This is a genomic window from Moritella dasanensis ArB 0140 (assembly GCF_000276805.1).
GTDB lineage: Bacteria > Pseudomonadota > Gammaproteobacteria > Enterobacterales > Moritellaceae > Moritella > Moritella dasanensis.
Genome location: NZ_AKXQ01000004.1, coordinates 98346 through 119289, shown reverse-complemented (window position 1 = coordinate 119289; position 20944 = coordinate 98346). Strand labels below are relative to the sequence as shown.

Sequence of the window (20944 nt, the reverse complement as noted above, 5' to 3'; positions counted from 1 at the left end):
CTCAAGTTAATTTACATTACTCACTGTAACTTGCGCCCAGCTCTGGCGTTTACGGTAAATAGTCGATGCACTGATATCAAGCAGTGCTGCCGCCTTAGGGATATTACCGTGACAATGTGTAATAGCAGTTTCAATAATACGCTTTTCACTTTGCCACAAAGGCACGATATCGTCATCCACACTGTTAACAACCACAGCAGCTCTAGGCGGGATATAATCAGTCAGATGCGGTAATAAGGTAGGTAAAACTTCGCTAGAATTATGTGTACTAATATAATTATCGAACGCTAATACAGTCGGGTTTATTTTATTCTCATCAGGCTCTATAGTTTGTTGTATATCGATAGGTAGCATATTACTCGTTACCAGTTTCCCCTTGTTTAGTACTACAATTTGACGGATCACATTTTGCAACATACGTACATTACCGGGCCAAGAGTAATGTGTAAGCATCTCAATTGTACGATGATCGAACCCAGTGAATGCTTTACCCTCTTCAATGCTGTAATCAATAAGCAACTGCTTGGCAATCAACAGACAATCATTATTACGCATACGCAAAGGTGGCAGCTCAATCGGGATCACGTGTAATCGATAAAAAAGATCTTCGCGGAATCTCCCTGCAGTCACTTCATGCCAAGGGTGGCGATTAGTCGCGCTAATAAATCGAACATCAACGCACTCTTCTTTTGCCCCACCGACACGCTGAAATACACCTGTTTGAATAAAGCGTAATAGCTTACTCTGTAAATCCAAATCCATTTCGCATATTTCATCCAGAAATAATGTACCGCCATGCGCACGTATTGCCGCGCCATCACGATTAGACGTAGCCCCCGTGAATGCCCCTTTTACGTGTCCAAATATTTCACTTTCCATTAACTCTTTAGGAATCGCAGCGCAATTAAGCGCGACAAAAGGTTTGCTTTTTCGTATGCCACAATCATGTACGGCTTGGGCGCAAACTTCTTTACCTGTGCCACTTTCGCCGACAATAAATACAGAGGCCTTACTGCTAGCAACACAATCAATCGTCTTATATACCGCTTGCATAGCGAGCGATTCGCCAATAAAACCCTGGTAATTATGTTTCGGTAAGCTGCTTTCATAATTCGCAACTAAACTGAGTAACTGCCTTTGTTTAAGTGCGTTACGAAGAGTAATAGAAAGGCGTTTAGCATCGAAAGGTTTGACTAAAAAATCAAAGGCGCCAGCACGCATCGCATCGACAGCAAGGTCAATGGAAGCATGTGCAGTGATCATAATGATACTGATGTCGGGATGACGTTGCTGTACCGTCATTAAAATATCCATCCCTGACATATCAGGTAACTGGATATCTAAAATAAGTAAATCAGGCTGCCACCGCGTAAGTTCAGCTAATGCTTCTCGCCCTGACTGAACATGGGTAACACTTGCCCCTTCATTACGTAAATAAGCACTATAGATAGCACCAATAGACGCACTGTCTTCAACTAATAACGCAGTAAACTCCATATAATGATTCCTTGTCACCGCTATCGATCATATTTTATCTTTCATCCTTTAACTTTAGCTATGAATATAACATTAGTGGGAAATGTATCTTCGCCATGTTGAAAATTGTAAACCGCGCCACAAATCTCGATAAAAATAGAGTAATAACAAGACATTTATCGCCAGCAGAATAAACTCAATCACTCGATAACCAGTGATCTTGCTCATGTTCACGGTTAAGAGGATCATAAAAATACCCCATGATGTCAGTAGATATGATTTGCAGTATGGTAAATAAACCAACCGCTGACTAATCACATAAAAGAGTATGCCTCGAATCAATACCGTTAACACCATGATAGCCAATAAACCGGTGATGCCATATTCGCCAATTGCCCAATAACCAACTGTCACTAAATGCACGGCACAAGCGCCATCAATAACGGATGCCCACCTTGCACTCTGTTTCAAAAAACAGCCAATATTCAACAACTCTGAGTGAAATCGCAACGCCATGATCAAGCACATCCAAGGAATCAAACTGATACTTTCACGGTAACTTTCAGGCAGCATAATATCCATCAAAATAGGCGCGAAAAATAACATGCTTCCGGCCAACAACATACCGATTTGCACACCGAGCACCGCATATTTAGCACCTTGTTCCGGGTCTATTTCATGTACCTGAAAACGCCTTGCATACCACCACATTCGAAATGGTTCGAAAGCCACCGAGATCATTAAACCAAATTGCCCCGCCGCAAAGAATATCGCTAATTGTTGCTTGCCTAAATGGATAACTACCAGCCAATTTTCGGCGCCATTCAGGCAGTACACAAAGATGCCGGAACAAACAATAAAAGCGATATAACGATAATGCTCCAGTGAAAACTGTGCGCGCGTACCTTGCAAGTGAGAGCGAAAATAAATTAACACGGCAATCGCGACGGCGGAACTACTAATGGCGCTCGATAGCATCATCCCTGTGACACCATAACCTGATAGCAATAAGCCAATTGAAAGCAGTGTTTGCAGCCCACCTTGGGCAATCGAAAATACCATAAAAGGCACAGCCCGGTGAGTCATTCTAAAATAACAATAAGGTACAGTGAGTAATGAAGATAACGATAAGCTAATCAGCAATAATTGCAGATCAAACAACCCTAAACTCACCGGTAACCAACTCATGATTAAGCTACTTAACGGTAACGCTAGACACAAAAATGTTGCCGCGCACAATAATGATAAACGAAAGCATTGACGCATCACCGCTTCGTTATCTTCTTTTACCTGGCCACTGGCAAAACGAAATAAAATATCCCCTAACCCTAAGGTTAGAAATAAACTCACCATTGACGCAATACTGACTAAAAAATTAAGCTCACCGTAGTCAACTTGCGTCAACATGCGAGTCACAATGGGCATCATGATAAAGCCCAAGCCTTTTAATACAAAAATACCAATTCCATATATAAACATCTCCCTCAAACTGTTCATTTAACACTGGCTCCTTCAATTAAGTGAGATAGTCGATGCGCTTGCACTTGAGCATTAAAGAATTGTTCTACACGTTGCCTAGCAAGGATCCGCATTTTTTCACGCACATTGTTCTGGCATTGTATAAGCGCTTCAATCGCCAGTTTTAAAGCCAGCACATCTTTAGAAGCCACTATGTATCCGGTATCCTCAGTGACAATCTCACGACAGCCCATCACATCACTGGTAATAACCGGTAACCCCATCGCCATTGCTTCTTTTAATACCACAGGGCCGCTATCACGGTCGCCATCGTCAGAGACACAAAATGGTGCAACAAAACCATCATAATTAGCGCCTTCCTGTGCGATCCAATACGGTGAACGGTAACCTAATAAACGCACAAAGGTTTTTAAGTGTAGCTTTTTGATCAAGTCATAGAGTTGCTTCTGTGAAGGACCCTGCCCAACAATATCAAGATGCGGACGTTTGCTTTCAGCAATCAGCGCCAACGCTTCTAATGTATAAGCGATGCCTTTTTTCTCGACCAAATGACCAAAAAATAACAATTCAAGCTGCTTGTGTGGCGGTGCAGGATGGGCAGGAAAACGAGAGATATCGACACCGCTATGCAGTAAATGTAAATGTGTCGCACCGAGTTGTTGAAATTTTTCCAGCATATCTTGGCACTCGGCAATATTGAAACTACACGCTGTTAATTTAAATTTGATGTCATCATTATTTTCATAGACATCACGCCCATGCTCCACACTCGAGGTGGTGATTTCAAGCCAGCGAGCGGCAACGAGAGTATACGCCAAGCTGCAATGCATAAAATGACAGTGAAAATGTTCACAGTGATATTTATCGGCAAGATAAGCCAATTTAGCGCCATACATAAGTAAAGAACAAGTGGTAATGGCATGCTGATGCTTGGCACAGTTAAACGCCTTTGTCATCGCTACCGGATGCCTGGCAATAAATGCAGATACCTGTTTATTTGATGCAGTATTTACATCAATTACAGTGACATTACTTGGCAACGTCACTGCTGAATCACGCTTAATAAAACAAAATACAGTAACTTGATGCCCCGCCTTTGCTAACGCGCGTATTTCCGTGACAACAAATGTTTCAGCAGCGATTGGGAATTCAGGAACAACAATTGCGATATGCTTCATTGTTATGCCCCTTAATAAGAGAGTTAACCTAAGTATAGAAATAATAACGATAATGGCATTGTAGAAGTGAAATTTTCGCAGCACTGCCGTATAATCTCCCGCTCTAACGTACTAATGAGTATTTTTGACCATGCATATTGATCCTAACTGGCGCATCCTCACAATTGGCGATGGCGATTTATCGTTTTCTAACGCCTTACTTAAGCACTACGCGCCAAAGCAATTAACAGCAACGATTTACGATCCGCTCGCAACGTTGGAAAATAAGTATGGTGATGATTTTTATCAAAAATTACTCGCCAACAATTGCCAAGTATTAACCGGGTTCGACATCACCAATCCTGAGACTTGGTCTGACATAAACCGACGTAGCTTTGACGTAGTCATTTTCCAGTTTCCATTAGTACCAGGGTTCACCTCTAAAACAGAATTTAATGACAAATGTGCCGGTATTGGTATTAACACCCTTAATCGCCGACTTTTACGCCAGTTTTTAATCAATAGCTGTCAACTGTTACTCGACCCTGAAGGTTCACAGCTGTGTTACATCACTAGTAAAGACGTAAAACCTTATTCTGAATGGAATATTGAACACGCGTTAATACTCAATACCGACATAAATTATCTGGGTGAAATGAAGTTCGACATCACTAACTTCCCTGGATACCGAATTCGTAATGTCGACCGTGATAAGCATGTGAAAGACACGAAAGGTATTACCTATGTGTGGAGTCCACGCCCGGCATCACAGGTAGTTCAAGGGCTTAGCTCGCAGCTCGTTCGGCCGCCGATATTAGGTGATGATTGTTGTCATTTTTGTCAAGCAGGTCCATTCACCTCAGAGCAACATAAACAAGCCCATGAAAGTTCACGTAAACACTTAAGAATGAAAGAATTCGAAGCGCAGTGGCTTACTGATTTACACATAGTTTAAGGCAGTATCCTCTTGCTGCGTTGGGCATTTTGATGCAGTTACTTTGGCTTGGTAACTTCGATAGATAAACACTAAAATAAAGATAATGCTCAACAACATGATAATTGTCGGCGCGGGAGCACTGTCGAGGAAAAAGCTCAGATATACGCCAAAGAATGAAGCGAATAACGACACTAATAAAGCAACAATGAGCATATTTTGAAATTTATTCGTCAGTAAAAATGCGATTGCACCAGGGGCTATCAACATCGCAATAACCAAGATCATCCCCACCGCTTTCAGCGCACATACGATGGTTAAAGATAATAACGACAACAAACCGTAATGTAATAATCCAGTCGGTAAACCAATCGCTTTCGCATGTTGATGGTCAAACACAAAAACCAATAAGTCCTTGCCTTTTATCAGCATGAATATCACGACTAACAGTGCGATAAGACTCACTTCTATAATATCAGTCCAACTCACGCCCAGTACATCACCAAATAAAATATGATCTAAATGCACACCCGATTCAATTTTAGTCATTAATACCAAACCTAAGCCGAACATACTCGAAAACACCACGCCCATGACGGTATCTTCTTTCAAGCGACTATTATCTTTAATAAAACCAGTTGCGAGGGCGCAGAACATACCCGCGACAAAAGCGCCGATGATATAAGGAATAGCCAGTACATAAGCGATAACCACACCAGGTAAAACAGAATGAGAGATAGCATCGCCCATTAATGACCAGCCTTTTAATACTAAGAAACACGATAATAAGGCGGTCGGAATAGCCACCAGCAATACGATTAGAAATGCTTGTTGCATAAAAATAAAGGTAAAAGGTTCTAACATCATAACGTCCTCGTGATTTGTCTGGCTTTATAGCGAGCAGCAAGATAACCATGCTTAGGTGCGAATACAAAGGCCAGCATAAATACCATCGCTTGCAAAACCACAATGATCCCGCCAGTTGCGCCATCAATGAAATAACTTAGATAAGCCCCCATAAATGAACTAACCGCACCGATGATCACACTCAGTATTATCACCCAAGAGAATCGGTCACTTAATAAATAAGCGGTTGCGCCGGGTGTCACCACCATGGCGATCACCAAAAATGCACCGACAGTTTGCAATGCTGCAACCGTACACGCACTGAGTAATGTAAAAAATAAAACCTTTAACGCATTGGGGTTTAAACCGATGCTGCGGGCATGATTTTCATCAAAAAAAACCACCATCAAATCTTTCCATTTGACGATCAACACCAACAATGAAACACCAGATATCAGCACTAACTGTAATGTATCAGCAGGTGTTATCGCTAAAATATTACCCAATACAATGGTTTGAATATTCACGGATGTCGGAGCCAATGACACCATAAACAGACCTAATCCAAAAAAAGAAGTAAAGATCAGCCCGATAATAGCGTCTTCTTTCAATTTGGTGCGTTGATTTAAAAATAGCATCGTCGTGGCCGCTAAACCGCCGGAAAAAAATGCGCCTAACGAAAACGGTAATCCCAGCATATAAGCACCAGCAACACCCGGTACAATAGAATGTGACAATGCATCACCAATTAATGACCAGCCTTTTAACATCAAATAGGCAGACAGAAAAGCGCAGACACCACCCACCAGCGCACTGATTAAAATAGCATTAACCATATAACCATAATAAAAAGGACTTAATAACGTTTCTAACATCTGTCCCTCACTACTGGCGTTTGTTCGCCGTCACCATAAAGCACGACAGGCCGTTCGTGATCAGAAAGCACAGTGACCTTTCTGGCATCATCATCGTCATGCAGTTCATCACCAGCAAGAATGAAGTGGCGTAATACCCCACCAAAGGTTTTCTGTAAGTTATCCTGGGTAAATACTTCGCGGGTTAGTCCTGCACCCAAAATGGTGCGATTAATTAATACCGTCCTATCACAAAACTCAGGCACACTGCCCAAATTATGGGTTGATACTAAAATGACTTTTCCTTCACTGCGCAGCTCACGTAACAACGCCATGATCTGCTCTTCGGTTTTTACATCAACACCAGTAAAGGGTTCATCGAGTAAAATCACTTGGCTTTCTTGTGCTAGTGCGCGCGCCAGAAACACTCTTTTTTTCTGCCCACCAGATAACTCTCCAATCTGACGATGCTTAAATTCGCCCATATTGACGCGATCAAGCGCCATATTGACCTTATCGTGATCAGTCGGTTTGGCGATGCGAAACATATTCATATGACCATAACGTCCCATCATCACCACGTCTTCAACTAAAATAGGAAAATGCCAATCAATCTCTTCACTCTGAGGCACATAAGCGACAAGGTTACTTTTTAACGCCTTGTTAACCGGTAAGCCTAAAATATTCACAGAACCTTTCGCTAAACGAACAAAACCCATAATGGCCTTGAACAAGGTCGACTTACCACTGCCATTAATACCAACCAAGGCGGTAATAGAACCCTGTGGCAAGGTAAAACTGGCATTAAATAATGCAGTATGGCCGTTGCGATACGTCACACTAATATCGTTCACTTCTAATCCCATCATTATTGCTGTAATCCTTCTGTGATCGTACTCAATGTGACTTGCAGTAAATCGATATAGGTTGGTACTGGCCCATCAACCCCGCTGAGGGAGTCAACGTATAATACGCCAGCATAACGACTGCCCGTTTCACGCGCGACTTGTTGCGCAGGCCGAGCAGATACCGTGCTTTCACTGAAAATAGCCGCAATATTATTCGCTTTGACTGCATCAATAACATGGCGAACTTGCTGCGGCGTACCTTGTGAATCCGCATTAATCGGCCATAAATAAAGCTCTTTTAGATCGTAATCACGGGTTAAATAACTAAAGGCACCCTCACTCGTCACTAGCCAGCGTTTATGCTTTGGTAACCGAGTAAGTTGCTGCTTAAACGGTTCAACAGCATCGAGTATTTGGGCACTGTAACGCAGTGCATTTTGGTTATAAACAGCGCTGTTATCACGGTCATATTCAACCAAGGCCTGTCGAATGTTTTCAACATAAATTAAGGCATTGCTCGCTGACATCCAAGCATGCGGGTTGGGTTTCCCGGAATAAGGGCCTTTGGCAATCCCCATAGGCACGATGCCTTTAGTCACCACAATACTGGGTACATCGGTTAAGTTACGGAAAAATTTATCAAACCATAACTCTAAATTAAGTCCGTTATAAATAATCAGATCTGCACCTTGCGCACGACGAATATCACCCGGCGTTACTTGGTAATTATGGATCTCTGCATTTGGTTTAGTTATCGATGTAACGATAGCGGCATCACCTGCCACGTTTCTAACCATATCTGCGATAACTGTAAATGTGGTCACTACTTTAAATTGCGCTTCTGCAGCGATGGCGTTGCTTGTCCATATGGACATAGATAACAACAGGGAGAATATAAGTTGTGATGAGGTGATGAAACCCAATTGACCTTGCATCTTGATTCCTTCCTTGGTTGGTTAGCTGATTAGTTCGTTATTTATCGGTATTCATCAATACTAGCAATAAATCTAAACCACCTCAATACAAATGATAATTATTATCATTTGTATTTTTTAATCCACAACAACTGATCCACAGCAACGAAGCGTCGGCTTTAGATTTACGCGATGGAATCGCTATGGCAGAATTAACAGAAAAGGTCACGATGCAAGCAACAAACAAACCCAGTACTGCTGAACAGATAAAAAAACTCGCCAGTATTCCGGCATTATTAGACTTCTTTGAGATTGGTTTTGACCGTGGCTTATTGCATGAATGGCAAGATGATTTACTCAAGCGCTTCAACGGTTATGTGATCTTAACAAAACCGCAAGACTGGTTTGATTATCGTCGCTGTTTAAAGAATGCTTATTGTAAAGTACAACGAGGTCGACTTGATCGTAGTAGTAAGACACGTGCGGCTTGTCGCGGCTGCACGTCTTGTGAAAGGCGTTAACCGTTAGTTAAGACTTAACAAACACTAATAAACGGTTATTCGCAGGCATCGTATGATCATGTATTAATGTCAGACCTTGTGCATTTGCCAGCTGATTAATCGCGTCAATATCACGAATGCCACGCTCAATATCAATATTCTTTAACCACACATCAAAATCAGCATTGCTCTGGCAGGTAAATTGTCCCTGATAGTTAAACGGCCCATAGATACACAACTTGCCACCAGGTGATAAATGCGCACCAACCCCGTTAAAGAAATTACACACTAAAGACCAACTAACGATATGCAAGGTATTCGCAGTAAAAATACCATCCACTTTTTCAACTGGCCAAACTTGATTGAGATCTAATGCTAAAGGTCGCTGTAAATTATCCAAACACACACTGTCTAACCAACTGTGTATACCAGCATGATTACTAACTAAGTCACTCGTTTGCCAAGTTAAATGCGCCAGCTGTTCAGCAAAATACACCGCATGCTGGGCGCTGCCCGTCCCCACTTCCAGTATTCGCTGGGGTTGGATAAATTCACGTGTTAATACAGTTAAAATCGCGTGTTTATTGTTTTCACAAGGTTGCGAGAATGGTTTTGTCATATTACACCTACATTACGGGTTCATTGGCACAAGCAGTTTAACTGATAATCAAAATAAAAGGTGAGCCCAAGCTATACTCTACTAATAGAAAACAGTAAGTGGAGTCTATTATGTTTTTCAAACATAGAAACAATAACGATATGATAGAAGTGATAGGGCAAGATGACCTTACCAATCTATTCCATGAGACAGTATTAGGTCGTTATCAAGTTGGTGAGGAGCAGCAAGATCCTGAATCATTTAAAAAATCAGATTTGCTTTTCTTATCAGGTGAAGAATTACCACTTTGCTGGACAGACCCACATTATCGAGCGCATCAACAGTAACTAAAACGGGAACGTCCTGTTCCCGCAGTCTTTCTTATAAGCTATTTATAAACTCGGCGTCATTGCAGCATCACTGGTAAATCGACGACGTACCCATAATATGCTAACCACCACTAACAATGCAGCTACTAGCATCACAGTACCAAGGTTAAATTGATCTTTTGCGCCCATCAAAGATGCAGATAATGTCACCAGACCCGCCCCTAAATTTTGCATACCACCTAATATAGCACCGGCAGTGCCTGCATGATGTGGGAAAGGTTGAATTGCCGCTGTCGTTGCTGCTGGAAATATAATGCCAGCACCAATAAACGAAATAAACCCACCACCAATCAAAGATACAACAGTCACTAGCCCGCTCATACCTGGGATAACAATCACTACCGCGCCAATGATTAACGTCGCCATGCCAATATTAAACAAGTGACGCTGGCCGATACGTGCAGATAATGTTGCCGATAACCACGCTCCAAGTAAATAACCCGGCAGTGGTAATACAAATAACCAGCTAATAGTCGTTGGATCAAGTTTAAGTACACTGCCCAGTAATACACCTGCCGCCGCTTCAAACACAGCAATGCCGGCAAATGTCGCGATCAAACAAAATACATAACCTTGAAACTGACGGTTACTTAACACATAGCTATAGCTTGTCCAAACGGGCTCATTACGGCGGTTTTCTTGCGGTAATGTTTCATCAAACATAGTAAACATAGCTAACGTCACTAGCGCACCAAAAACCAGTAAAAACACATAACTTGCGTGCCAATCAAACGCCATTGAAAGGTAACCACCAACGACCGGCGCCAATAACGGTGAAAATATCACCCCCATACTGACTAAGCTATTGGCTTTATGCAGCGCTGCGCCATCGTAACAGTCACGCGTGACCGTTCTCGACATTGCGCCCGCACAACCCGTGCCAGAACCTTGGATAAAGCTGGCTAATAGGAACCATTCAAAAGACGGTGCAAACAACGCCCCTAATGTACCCAGTAAAAATATCAGCATACCTACCATGATCACTGGACGTCTGCCAATGCGATCTGATAATGGCCCATAAATAAACTGTGATAACCCATAAGGGATCAAGTAAGCAGCCATAACGGCTTGTAAATACGTCGGTTGAACAGCAAAATCGGTGGCCATCGCCGCAATTGATGGCACATACATCGTTTGCGTCATTTGGCCAACCGCAGTCAGGATAATAATTAGAAATAGTAACTTTGCCATGTTGGCAGAAGACGATTGTTGTAGCACAACCATACCCTCATAATAATATACGAATATAAAACGGTAATTAAGGTTAAAAACCGCAATAATTAGAGATAAACTCTATTTGGATTGATAATGTAAAGATTGTTGACAGGCTAAATCCATATACGCAATATCTTACTCTTCATTTCAGGCGGGATAATAGTCTTGAGGCAAGTGTTAGGCAAGTAAAATCAGACTCAGAAAACACTATATTTTCAGTGAGTTCAGATTAGTTTTAGTAATGTGTTTACAGGGTGTTAAATTAACGTTTAATAATATAAATAATTCGCTTTTATTCGGCATAACATACCGAAAGTAAAAATATATATTAAACTAATAATAATAAGGATAATGAAACTGACAAGCACTGTGCAGCACTTGCTGAGGGGAAAATATGAATAATAGTGATCTTATTTTTATCGCGTTTTCACTGATTACTCTAATTAATGTTGCGCGTGCAGTATCTTCGTTACGCTGCCTGCTTTATCACATGAGGGATATAGACCCGCTACTTTATCAACGGGTAAATGGGCGCGTGTTTTTCAAAACTGAAGGTAACTACTCAAAGCAGATGCAATTATTTCATTACATCCATCGTAATGAGCATTTACAGCATTTTGACGAATATTTTATTTATCGCTGCAGCAAGGTTAAAAAAATATTTACCGTGGCCAGTTCTCTGGTCATTTGTAATATTATTCTCATTCCACTATTAATGTATTTGGACTTGTAATCGCCACGACTTTAAACAGCAGCTTTAAACAACAACCGACCCCGAGGCGAGCTTAGGATTAAAAATCGATTTTTAACCCTAAGCTCGCTTCTAGTTTCAAATCCACATCCTCTATCACGTACAAGCTAGGACCAAGCTCCGCATACAATGTGACTTTGTCGAAGGGTTGCTGAAAGCCAATACCAGAACGCACTGCTACTTTATGTTTATTGTCATCGACAAGCTGCGCTCCCAGATACACATATAAAGGATCCAACTCAGGTTTCTGCAATAATTCTGCGACACGAAACACCTGATCAAATGCAAAGCCGAAATCTTTAAGCCCCAAAGAAAATCGTAAGTCATCCTGTTGATATTGAAACCCAGACATAGGGCTACCCAAAAAGATAGCCACTTGCTGTTTTGAAAAACTATTAAAGGGATAAATTAACAGTAATGTAAACATGATATTTATCTTCAACTTAGTCATAAATCCAACCTTTTATAAGCATGATTTAACATATGCTACGTGAATTAAATTAAAACGATATATAAAAGCCTAGCTGCTAACCGCTCAACCTGCTATTACGCTGATATTTAAATTCCCAACAAACTAAACCGACCAGTTGAGCTATATGCAAAAATAACGAGTTGATCGCGGCAATCAATAAATTCGCCAGTATGATAATAAATCATACGACTGTTTAAATTTATTATTCAAAAAAAATCAGCTTAAATAACCTGTTTGTAAAAATCGCTAGTAACAAATAGCTAATTATAAATAGATTGCAACGACTACTGCTATCTGGTGTCACTTGATATGCACCACACAACTTAATGGATAGGAATAATTTATGTCATCGAATGCTGCTGTAGAAAAAATCGAATTGAACGGACTCAATTGTATTGCTGATTTGATACAAGATACGTGTGAAGAATATGCGAATAGACCTGCTTATACTTGTTTAGGCAAAACCCTTACTTTTAAAGAAATAGATGATCTCTCTGCGGCCTTTGCATCTTATTTGCAAAACCATACAGACCTAAAACCCGGCGATAAAATTGCGATCCAATTACCGAGTATTACTCAATTCCCGGTTGCCGCTTATGGTGCAACTCGCGCAGGGTTAGTCTTAGTTAATACCAACCCGCTATATACGCCAAGAGAGATGCTACATCAATTTAATAATTCAGAAGCAACGGCATTAGTAATCTTATCTGATTTATTACCGGTCGCAGAAAAAGTACTACCTGATACCAACATAAAGACAGTTATTACGACCCATGCAGCAGACTTGCTCGCCCCACAAGCGCAAGGCTCAACGCAACTAGATACAATATCATTACTTGATGCGATTGCACTCGGTGAGCAGGCTCCTTACCTGCCAGTGTCTTGTGATGCAGATGATTTAGCTATTTTACAATACACAGGTGGTACCACGGGGTTATCAAAAGGCGCAATGCTGAGCCACCGCAATGTATTAAGTAATACCATCCAAACCAAACACCGCTTAACCAATGAGATCACTCAAGGTGAAGAAATACTGATATCACCACTGCCGCTGTATCATATTTATGCATTTAACATCACCTTATTACTGTACTTCAGTACTGGTGCCCACACTGTATTAATCCCAAATCCACGTGATATGCCGGGCTTTGTGAACGCAATTAAAACAGTTAAATTCACCGCGTTCTCAGGTCTCAATACCTTATTTGTTGGTTTATGTACCCAACCTGACTTTAAAGCATTGGATTTCAGCCAACTAAAAATAACCACGTCAGGTGGTACTGCACTCACTAGTTCAACGGCTAAATTATGGAAAGATGTAACGGGTTGCGATATTTGTGAAGGTTATGGTTTATCTGAAACCGCGCCAGTAGTTACGTTTAACCGCCCAGGAGAAACCTTAATAGGCTCGATTGGTGCAGCCCTGCCAGGCACAGAGATTAAGCTACTTGATGACGATGATAATGAAGTCGCAGCTGGTCAAGCGGGTGAACTATCCGTTCGAGGTCCACAAGTGATGCAAGGTTATTGGCATAGTGAAACAGCGACAGCTGAAGTCATGACTCGAGATGGTTTCTTCAAAACAGGTGATATTGCCGAACAACTAGAAAACGGCTATTACAAGATTGTAGATCGTAAAAAAGACATGATCATCGTTTCTGGCTTTAATGTGTATCCAAACGAAGTCGAAGAGATTTTAGCTAATCACGCAGGTATTCTAGAAGCCGCCGTCATTGGTGTACCGCTCGAAAAAACCGGTGAAGCGGTTAAAGCCTTCATCGTGAAATCAAAGGAAAACCCAGATCTTGCTGAAGAAGAGGTCATTTCACACTGTAAAGAATTTTTAACGGCTTACAAGGTGCCGAAGCAGATTGTGTTTATGGATGAGTTACCAAAGACCGCTGTCGGTAAGATTTTACGTCGAGAGTTACGCACTGTATAACAAGAGTTGCGCACGGTATAAAGCGTCACATTAACGATGAAATAAAATGACGACAAGCACCAGCGGTCGTCATTTTTTACTGTTCATGTTTATGTTTAAACTCAATAATAAACAGTGCACCACCAAGATCACTGGTTTCAATCAGTATGTCACCGTGCATAGTTTTAACAATCGTATTTACAATCGCTAAGCCTAAACCAAATCCGCCTGTTTGCCGACTTCGGCTGTTATCTAAACGGGTAAACGCATCGAGTACTTGCTCGCGCTGCTGTACCGAAATCCCATCACCATCATCCTCGACAATAATTCGATAATACTCACCATGACTTTGGAGGCTAATTTTGACGACTGAATCTGCATATAAACAGGCATTCTTCACCAAGTTATCCACAATAAGTTGTAAGTAACGCGCATTTGCATCTACTTTCACAGTGTCGATATCAGCAGACAGCTGTACGTGAGGATATTGCAGCTGAAACTCTACTTGGCGTGATTGCATCAGTGCACTTAAGTCGACATATTGATGAATCAAAGATGGATTGTGTTCTATGGTTTGCAGCATCAAAATATCATTAGCCAAGGCTTCCATTTCGACTGAATAACGACTCAAATCATCATGTAACGCAGTGGTATATTCACTATGTGCTTCATCACTTAATAAACCCATAACCAACTGAATACGGGTTAACGGTGTGCGTAATTCATGCGCAATGGCATTAGCCATAACACGTTGTTGGTGTTGTGAATGCTGCAACGAGGCTGCCATTTTATTAAAACTTGCTGCCATTTGGTTCAAAGGCGCTGGAATTTTATCGTTAACTCGCGTGTTTAGATCACCCTTTGCCAATTCTAAACTCGCATCACTTAACCGATAGACGTGATTGGATATATTTCTGACAGTCGAATACAGGACTAAGGCAATACTTAAAAAGATAAAACCTAATAAATATAGCTCAGCATCATAACCCTCCCAATCTTCAGGTCCATCTATCGGTAAATTAACGCCTGTACTGTCAACAATCAGTAATAGCCCATCATTATGCGGCAGGATCACTGCAAGAAGGCCACTTTCGTCATTATGCTTATAGACGAAGACTCCCCATTTACCGACACCAACAGGCAGAGGCGGATAGTTTTTATTGGGTTCGATGTCAACAACATCTAACAATTCATGTTTGTTGTGATATTGCAGTGCATTTTTCATCGAAATATTTTCAATCGTAAAACCAGTAAACCGGCTTAGTAAGTCGACTTCCATGTTCCAAACATCTGTATCTTCAACAAAATCATCAAGTAATCTCGCCGCAAAACTCGCATCGTGAACAAATGTAATATCATCAAGGTTTTCGTAGTAATAATCCATCGAGAGGCTAACCACGACAATACTACCTACGATCACGGCAGTCACACTGATATACAACTTGAAAAACAGCGTATTCGGCGAATTATAACTGATGAATTTTTTCAGTTTGGTAAACATATTATTGCTTAACAAATAGATAGCCCTTACAGCGAATGGTTTTAATGATCTGATATGGTGGAACATCATCTTTTATCTTTTTACGTAAGCTGGATAAACGCATATCCAAGGCTCTATCTAAGCCATCAAACTCAACACCTTTGAGTGCCCGATAACATTCATCTCGGCTGACAATAGTTCCAGCTTGCTTGGCTAAATAAGCTAACATTTCGTATTCTGCACCCGTTAAAACGACCTCTTCATTATCACGAGTAACCTGACGTTTTAACGTATCGATGGTTAAGCAACCGGTATGACTTAGCGCGTTACGATTTTTATTACTTCTGTTTTCACGACGTAAAAATGCTTCGATGTGCGATAACAAAATGTGTGGTCGCAATGGCTTGTGTAAATAGCCGTCAGCGCCCATATCTAACGCTGACATTTCAGATATCTCTTCACTGCAAGCGGTAAGCATAATGATCGGCCCACTAAAGTGCTCACGACTTTGTTTGCATACTTCAATTCCGTCCAAACCGGGCATCATGATATCTAATACCACTAAATCAGGTTGTAATCGGGCAATATCAGCGAGCCCATCAGTGCCATTATTACTCAGCGATACTTGGTAACCTTTACTGCGTAAGAACATATCGAGAAGTCGACAAATCTCTAAATCATCTTCAACAATTAAAATGTGTTTTTTGTCATTTTCTAACATATTTAAGGATACCCCATACCGTTGTTAATTAAGTAAAGCACTTTTTCCACAAAGTTCTTTATAGCGCGCAATATACCACTGTGCGACGAGCAAGCCTATGTATATAGGCTTCTTTGTTTGATGATGTGTAAATAACAGCACGATCATATAACGGCACTATCATATAAAAGCTATGGTCAGCATTCAGTCTCTAATTTGTCAGTTTTGTCAGCTTTGTCAGTGGGGAATTAGCGCTCAACCGGCATTTTTATAAACTACTGTAAATTTATCAGTGTTCACCGACGTAATATCTATACAGATTTTATAATTGCGCTAAAATAGAGTCATTATAAAAGTGCTAACGACCTTTCTTCAGATTAAGAGTAAACATGCTTTCAGATAAGAGTAAAAAAGCGATTCGTGATGTTTATCAGAACATCCGTGATTCACTACCTGACTTTGCAGTCCGTCGATCACAAAATATCCTTGTGGCTGAAATGGCAAAAACCCTCGCCGGTAACTTTGATAAGAACCGTCGTTTGATTATTGCTGAAGCAGGCACAGGTACAGGAAAATCATTAGCTTATCTGATTGCAGGTATTCCACTCGCCACTGAAGCCAAGCAGAAGTTAGTTATATCGACCGCCACAGTAGCTTTGCAAGAGCAATTAATACAGAAAGAATTGCCTTTCTTTCGCCGTCAATCGGGACTTAAATTCGAATTTGCCTTGGTGAAAGGTCGTCAGCGTTATTGCTGTGAACAAAAATTAGCGATGCTTGCCCAAGCGGATGACCAAATAGAACTGCTTGCTGACTTAACCACGATCCCTAAGAAACGCGACTTACAACTTATCAAGCGCCTGTTTACCGCTTACGCAGCCGGTAAATGGCAAGGTGATATCGACAGCTGGCCGACTCAGATCCCTAATGAAATCTGGCAAATGATCGTGTCTGATCGCCACAGTTGCAGTAAATCATTTAGCGCTCACCGTAATTGTCCGTTCCATAAAGCCCGTGAGGCCTTAGATCAGTGTGATGTTCTCATTGTTAACCACGCGTTGCTATTAGCCGATTTAGAACTTGGTGGCGGTATTATTTTACCTAAACCAGAAGACTGCTATTACGTCATTGATGAAGCCCATCACTTACCGCGTATTACCCGTGATTTTTCGTCAGCACATGCATCAGTATTAGGGGCTAAAGCCTGGCTACAAACCATGGCAGTATCAATGCGCCAACTCACGCAGACAATTGCATCGAGTGATATTTCAGATCCGGTCACCAAACTGCTCGGCTCAATCAACAGCATCAATAAAGAATTAACTCAAATTCACAGTTTAATGTCGGCCAATGACGCTCAGTTTAGTGATGATTCTTGGCGCTTTGCCGATGGTCAATTACCTGAAGCATTAGCAGAGCTAGCAGCCAACATGAATCACGAAACTAAACGTGGTGTATCACAAACAGCGAAAATTGTGGATGTGCTTGCCGAGCAATTAAAACAAGATCAACTACCACAAGCTAAAGCTAATAAGCTCATTTCCGAGGTCGGTTTTTATTTACAACGTATCGAAAACCTACACCAAGTATGGAATATGCTGATTAAAGAAACCAAAGGTACGCCACTGGCAAAATGGGTTGAGAAAAGCAGCAACCGCCAAGACGACCATATCTTTGCCGCCAGTTTGATTGATGTGGACAGTAAACTTGAGCATATGTTGTGGTCACAGTGCGGTGCTGCGATCCTAACATCAGCAACATTAACCTCACTCGGCAACTTTGATTATTTCCGTCGCCAGGTTGGTTTATTCAACGATGAATCCACGCAACATCTGCAACTCAACTCACCGTTTGAGTTTGAACAAGCAGAGCTGTATATACCGAATTTGGCACTCGCGCCCAATGAACAAGGTTTTACTGAGTTGTTAGGGGAAAAACTGCCAAGCTTATTACCAGACAAAAAAGCCTCATTGGTGTTATTCAGTTCGTACCGTCAAATGAATCAAGTGGCTGAAATTATCCGTAGCACGACTAAACTTGAGCTATTGGTACAAAAAGAAAGTTCACGTACAGAACAACTGCAAAAACACAGCGACAACGTCAAAGCCAATAAAACCAGTATCTTATTTGGCACTAGCAGTTTGTCTGAAGGTCTGGATTTACCGGGTGACTTATTAACTAATTTAATTATCACTAAGATCCCGTTCTCAGTACCCACTTCGCCAGTTGAAGAAGCGCAGTCAGAATGGATAACTAAATCGGGGGGCAATCCGTTTATGCAAGTGTCAGTACCCGAAGCCAGTAAAAAATTGATCCAATCTTGTGGCCGATTGCTGAGAAAAGAAAAAGATTCTGGTAGAATCACGCTACTTGATCGTCGAGTTATCAGTAAACGCTACGGACCAGCATTGCTTAATTCGCTCCCCCCTTATAAAAGAAATATAGAATTTTGATGTTAGAACTTGGTTTAGAACCTTCGGTTTTTATAATTTTATGCAGTGTCGCACTGGTTGCTGGTTTCATAGATGCCATTGCCGGTGGTGGTGGTCTATTAACAGTACCGGCACTACTCAGTGCTGGTCTGCCGCCACACCTGGCATTAGGTACCAATAAATTAGCGGCGAGCTTTGGTTCATGCGCTGCCGCCATTACCTTTTATAAAAAACGCTTATTTAATCCCCGATTTTGGTGGCGATCATTTATATTCACTGCCGTCGGCGCTATTTGCGGTACCTTAATGGTCAACTTCATCAGCAACGCTTGGTTAGATAAGTTGTTACCCGTGGTGATTATCTTTACCGCTATCTATTCTATTTTTAGCAAAACCCAAGAACACACAGGTGAAACATTACCTGATGATACTCCTGCACTGCATAAGAAACAGGGTATTCAAGGTTATATCATTGGTTTCTATGATGGTGTAGCGGGTCCTGGAACCGGTGCATTTTGGACTGTGTCGACAATGGCATTGTACAAACTGAATATTCTGCTTGCCTCTGGCGTCGCTAAAGCGATGAATTTCACCAGTAACTTTACCTCGTTATTGACCTTCATCTACCTTGGGCATATCAATTGGTATCTTGGTTTAAGCATGGGAGTGTGCATTATGATTGGCGCGATTGTCGGTGCGCATACTGCTATTCATTTTGGTGCTAAATTCATTCGACCGTTGTTCATTACTGTCGTTATTATTATCGCGTTTAAATTGGCTTACCAAGCATGGCTACAATAGACCGTCAGCAGCAACAACTCAACCAACTCGCTCAGCGTATTCGACAACTGAGTGTATTGAGTAAGCAAGTTAACTCCAGTCACACCACCACGATCAACTATAAATTACGCGATCGCGCGTTGTTCTATCCGGGTTTATTCCTTTGTAAAAACCAAGATATTCATCAATTCGTGGCAGAATTAGAACAGAGCATGACGCGTTTACAAGCTTATTTTGATAAACACACAGCACACGATAATAAGCCAAGCACATCGCGAGACAGTTTATTAGTTACAAAAGATGCATTAGCTATAAACAATACATTATCGATAGAAGAAGTGTTATTAGAGAAAGTAGCGCATCAATTTAGAGCGATTAACGGCGTATTACAAAAGTGTCATTTTAGGCGTGGTGAAGTTAAAGATGAACCAACCAATTATGATGTAATGGCGAAGAAATTATTGCAGAAATCACACTACTTATATGAAAAGTTAGCGCAACAAGTCGAGTTTGAACGCCGTTTACAAACAATGATAGATCAACAAAGCGATCCACTTCAATTGCAGCAAACTAAGCAAAGGCTACAGCGTTGTCAGGCCGCAACAGCAAAAGTGCGACAACAACTACAACGCTATGAACAAAAGAAAGATCTTAGTTAGTTTAGATTTAAAACTAGTGCTAGTACTAAAAGTAACCCATTAAGTACCATTCAATTGAACGATAACCACATGAATTAAGCTTCTACTTGCAGAAGATCCATTACCATTAACTTACGAATTACACTTACATACATTACGTTGATTTTTGCAATTTTAGTAATGTTAGTTAATGAATGACCTTCGCGTAATAACTGGATAACGTGGTGTACTTGTTCTTTGTTCATAATAGCCTCGGCATTAAGTTGTTAATCAATGAATATGGGCTAATAATATCAGTTTGATTGTAATAAAATATATCGTTAACAATTAAAAATCTTAATACGTAATATTTCACTAAAATAAATGACTAAAATATTTAAGGATTCTTTATCATGTCGTTAGAAAACGCACCAAAACATATAAAACTTGCCGTGGACCTTATTCAATTACTCGAAGAAAACCAGATGCCAACAGCAACTGTCGTGCAGGCATTAGCGATCGTGCAACAAGATTTCCAGCGTAAACTTGACGCTGAAACCAGCAGAATTGCCAGTTAACCAG

General features: G+C 41.1%; 21 protein-coding genes. 9 read left to right on the top strand and 12 right to left on the bottom strand.

Going from position 1 to position 20944, the window contains the following annotated elements; translation table 11 throughout:
• Window positions 1-6: 6 nt before the first annotated feature.
• The 3 genes from A923_RS0104635 to A923_RS0104625 form a co-directional block, all read right to left on the bottom strand.
• A complete protein-coding gene (locus A923_RS0104635) occupies window positions 7-1497 on the bottom strand; it encodes a sigma-54-dependent transcriptional regulator (RefSeq protein WP_017220489.1) in 1491 nt (496 codons plus the stop codon).
• A 72-nt stretch (window positions 1498-1569) separates the two neighbouring features.
• Window positions 1570-2973 (bottom strand): lipopolysaccharide biosynthesis protein, encoded by a 1404-nt coding sequence (locus A923_RS0104630; RefSeq protein ID WP_017220488.1) that lies wholly within the window; start codon window positions 2971-2973, stop codon window positions 1570-1572.
• Complete coding sequence (locus tag A923_RS0104625; RefSeq protein WP_017220487.1) at window positions 2970-4133, bottom strand: glycosyltransferase; 1164 nt, start codon at window positions 4131-4133, stop codon at window positions 2970-2972. Before A923_RS0104625 ends, A923_RS0104630 begins: the two co-directional genes overlap by 4 nt.
• Before the next feature lie 130 nt (window positions 4134-4263).
• Between A923_RS0104625 and A923_RS0104620 the strand changes: the two genes are divergently transcribed.
• A complete protein-coding gene (locus A923_RS0104620) occupies window positions 4264-5067 on the top strand; it encodes a class I SAM-dependent methyltransferase (RefSeq protein WP_017220486.1) in 804 nt (267 codons plus the stop codon).
• Here the strand turns inward: A923_RS0104620 and A923_RS21995 are convergent.
• Genes A923_RS21995 through A923_RS0104600 form a run of 4 tightly spaced genes read right to left on the bottom strand, consistent with a single transcriptional unit; the run spans window position 5053 to window position 8529 of the window.
• Window positions 5053-5910: a metal ABC transporter permease gene (locus A923_RS21995; RefSeq protein ID WP_017220485.1), complete on the bottom strand. Its 858-nt coding sequence runs from the start codon at window positions 5908-5910 to the stop codon at window positions 5053-5055. The two genes, A923_RS0104620 and A923_RS21995, sit on opposite strands and share 15 nt — an antisense overlap.
• Window positions 5910-6767 carry a metal ABC transporter permease gene (locus A923_RS0104610; protein WP_017220484.1) on the bottom strand — a complete coding sequence of 286 codons (858 nt, stop codon included), beginning with the start codon at window positions 6765-6767 and terminating at the stop codon, window positions 5910-5912. The genes A923_RS21995 and A923_RS0104610 overlap by 1 nt, the downstream gene beginning before the upstream one ends.
• Complete coding sequence (locus A923_RS0104605) at window positions 6761-7615, bottom strand: manganese/iron ABC transporter ATP-binding protein (protein ID WP_017220483.1); 855 nt, start codon at window positions 7613-7615, stop codon at window positions 6761-6763. Before A923_RS0104605 ends, A923_RS0104610 begins: the two co-directional genes overlap by 7 nt.
• Window positions 7615-8529: a metal ABC transporter substrate-binding protein gene (locus A923_RS0104600; RefSeq protein ID WP_017220482.1), complete on the bottom strand. Its 915-nt coding sequence runs from the start codon at window positions 8527-8529 to the stop codon at window positions 7615-7617. Before A923_RS0104600 ends, A923_RS0104605 begins: the two co-directional genes overlap by 1 nt.
• Before the next feature lie 182 nt (window positions 8530-8711).
• Between A923_RS0104600 and A923_RS0104595 the strand changes: the two genes are divergently transcribed.
• Window positions 8712-9029, top strand: coding sequence for a hypothetical protein (locus A923_RS0104595; protein ID WP_017220481.1), 318 nt, complete (start codon window positions 8712-8714; stop codon window positions 9027-9029).
• A gap of 7 nt (window positions 9030-9036) precedes the next feature.
• Here the strand turns inward: A923_RS0104595 and A923_RS0104590 are convergent, their stop codons facing one another.
• On the bottom strand, window positions 9037-9627 hold the full coding sequence (locus A923_RS0104590; protein WP_017220480.1) for a DUF938 domain-containing protein: 591 nt from the start codon (window positions 9625-9627) through the stop codon (window positions 9037-9039).
• A 110-nt stretch (window positions 9628-9737) separates the two neighbouring features.
• Here A923_RS0104590 and A923_RS0104585 point away from each other — a divergent pair, with 110 nt between their 5' ends.
• Window positions 9738-9953: a hypothetical protein gene (locus A923_RS0104585; RefSeq protein ID WP_017220479.1), complete on the top strand. Its 216-nt coding sequence runs from the start codon at window positions 9738-9740 to the stop codon at window positions 9951-9953.
• A 45-nt stretch (window positions 9954-9998) separates the two neighbouring features.
• Here A923_RS0104585 and emrD read toward each other — a convergent pair whose 3' ends face one another.
• Complete coding sequence (gene emrD / locus A923_RS0104580; RefSeq protein WP_017220478.1) at window positions 9999-11219, bottom strand: multidrug efflux MFS transporter EmrD; 1221 nt, start codon at window positions 11217-11219, stop codon at window positions 9999-10001.
• 385 nt (window positions 11220-11604) lie between these two features.
• Here emrD and A923_RS0104575 point away from each other — a divergent pair, with 385 nt between their 5' ends.
• On the top strand, window positions 11605-11943 hold the full coding sequence (locus tag A923_RS0104575; RefSeq protein ID WP_017220477.1) for a hypothetical protein: 339 nt from the start codon (window positions 11605-11607) through the stop codon (window positions 11941-11943).
• 58 nt (window positions 11944-12001) lie between these two features.
• Here A923_RS0104575 and A923_RS0104570 read toward each other — a convergent pair whose 3' ends face one another.
• Window positions 12002-12412 (bottom strand): hypothetical protein, encoded by a 411-nt coding sequence (locus tag A923_RS0104570; RefSeq protein WP_017220476.1) that lies wholly within the window; start codon window positions 12410-12412, stop codon window positions 12002-12004.
• 364 nt (window positions 12413-12776) lie between these two features.
• On the opposite strand from A923_RS0104570, the gene A923_RS0104565 reads away from it, so the two are divergent.
• Window positions 12777-14375, top strand: a complete 1599-nt coding sequence (locus A923_RS0104565) for an AMP-binding protein (RefSeq protein WP_017220475.1) — start codon at window positions 12777-12779, stop codon at window positions 14373-14375.
• Between the two features lie 76 nt (window positions 14376-14451).
• Here the strand turns inward: A923_RS0104565 and A923_RS0104560 are convergent, their stop codons facing one another.
• Window positions 14452-15855 carry an ATP-binding protein gene (locus tag A923_RS0104560; protein WP_157532754.1) on the bottom strand — a complete coding sequence of 468 codons (1404 nt, stop codon included), beginning with the start codon at window positions 15853-15855 and terminating at the stop codon, window positions 14452-14454.
• Window position 15856: 1 nt separating this feature from the next.
• Entirely contained in the window at window positions 15857-16555 is a 699-nt protein-coding gene (locus tag A923_RS0104555; protein ID WP_017220473.1) for a response regulator transcription factor, read from the bottom strand.
• Between the two features lie 368 nt (window positions 16556-16923).
• Here A923_RS0104555 and dinG point away from each other — a divergent pair, with 368 nt between their 5' ends.
• The 4 genes from dinG (at window position 16924) to rsmS (ending at window position 20940) form a co-directional block, all read left to right on the top strand.
• Window positions 16924-18987, top strand: coding sequence for an ATP-dependent DNA helicase DinG (gene dinG, locus A923_RS0104550; RefSeq protein WP_017220472.1), 2064 nt, complete (start codon window positions 16924-16926; stop codon window positions 18985-18987).
• On the top strand, window positions 18987-19766 hold the full coding sequence (locus tag A923_RS0104545; RefSeq protein ID WP_017220471.1) for a sulfite exporter TauE/SafE family protein: 780 nt from the start codon (window positions 18987-18989) through the stop codon (window positions 19764-19766). Before dinG ends, A923_RS0104545 begins: the two co-directional genes overlap by 1 nt.
• A complete protein-coding gene (gene priC, locus A923_RS0104540) occupies window positions 19754-20404 on the top strand; it encodes a primosomal replication protein PriC (RefSeq protein WP_017220470.1) in 651 nt (216 codons plus the stop codon). Before A923_RS0104545 ends, priC begins: the two co-directional genes overlap by 13 nt.
• 371 nt (window positions 20405-20775) lie before the next feature.
• On the top strand, window positions 20776-20940 hold the full coding sequence (rsmS, locus tag A923_RS22720; RefSeq protein ID WP_017220468.1) for a pleiotropic regulatory protein RsmS: 165 nt from the start codon (window positions 20776-20778) through the stop codon (window positions 20938-20940).
• Window positions 20941-20944 lie beyond the last annotated feature (4 nt).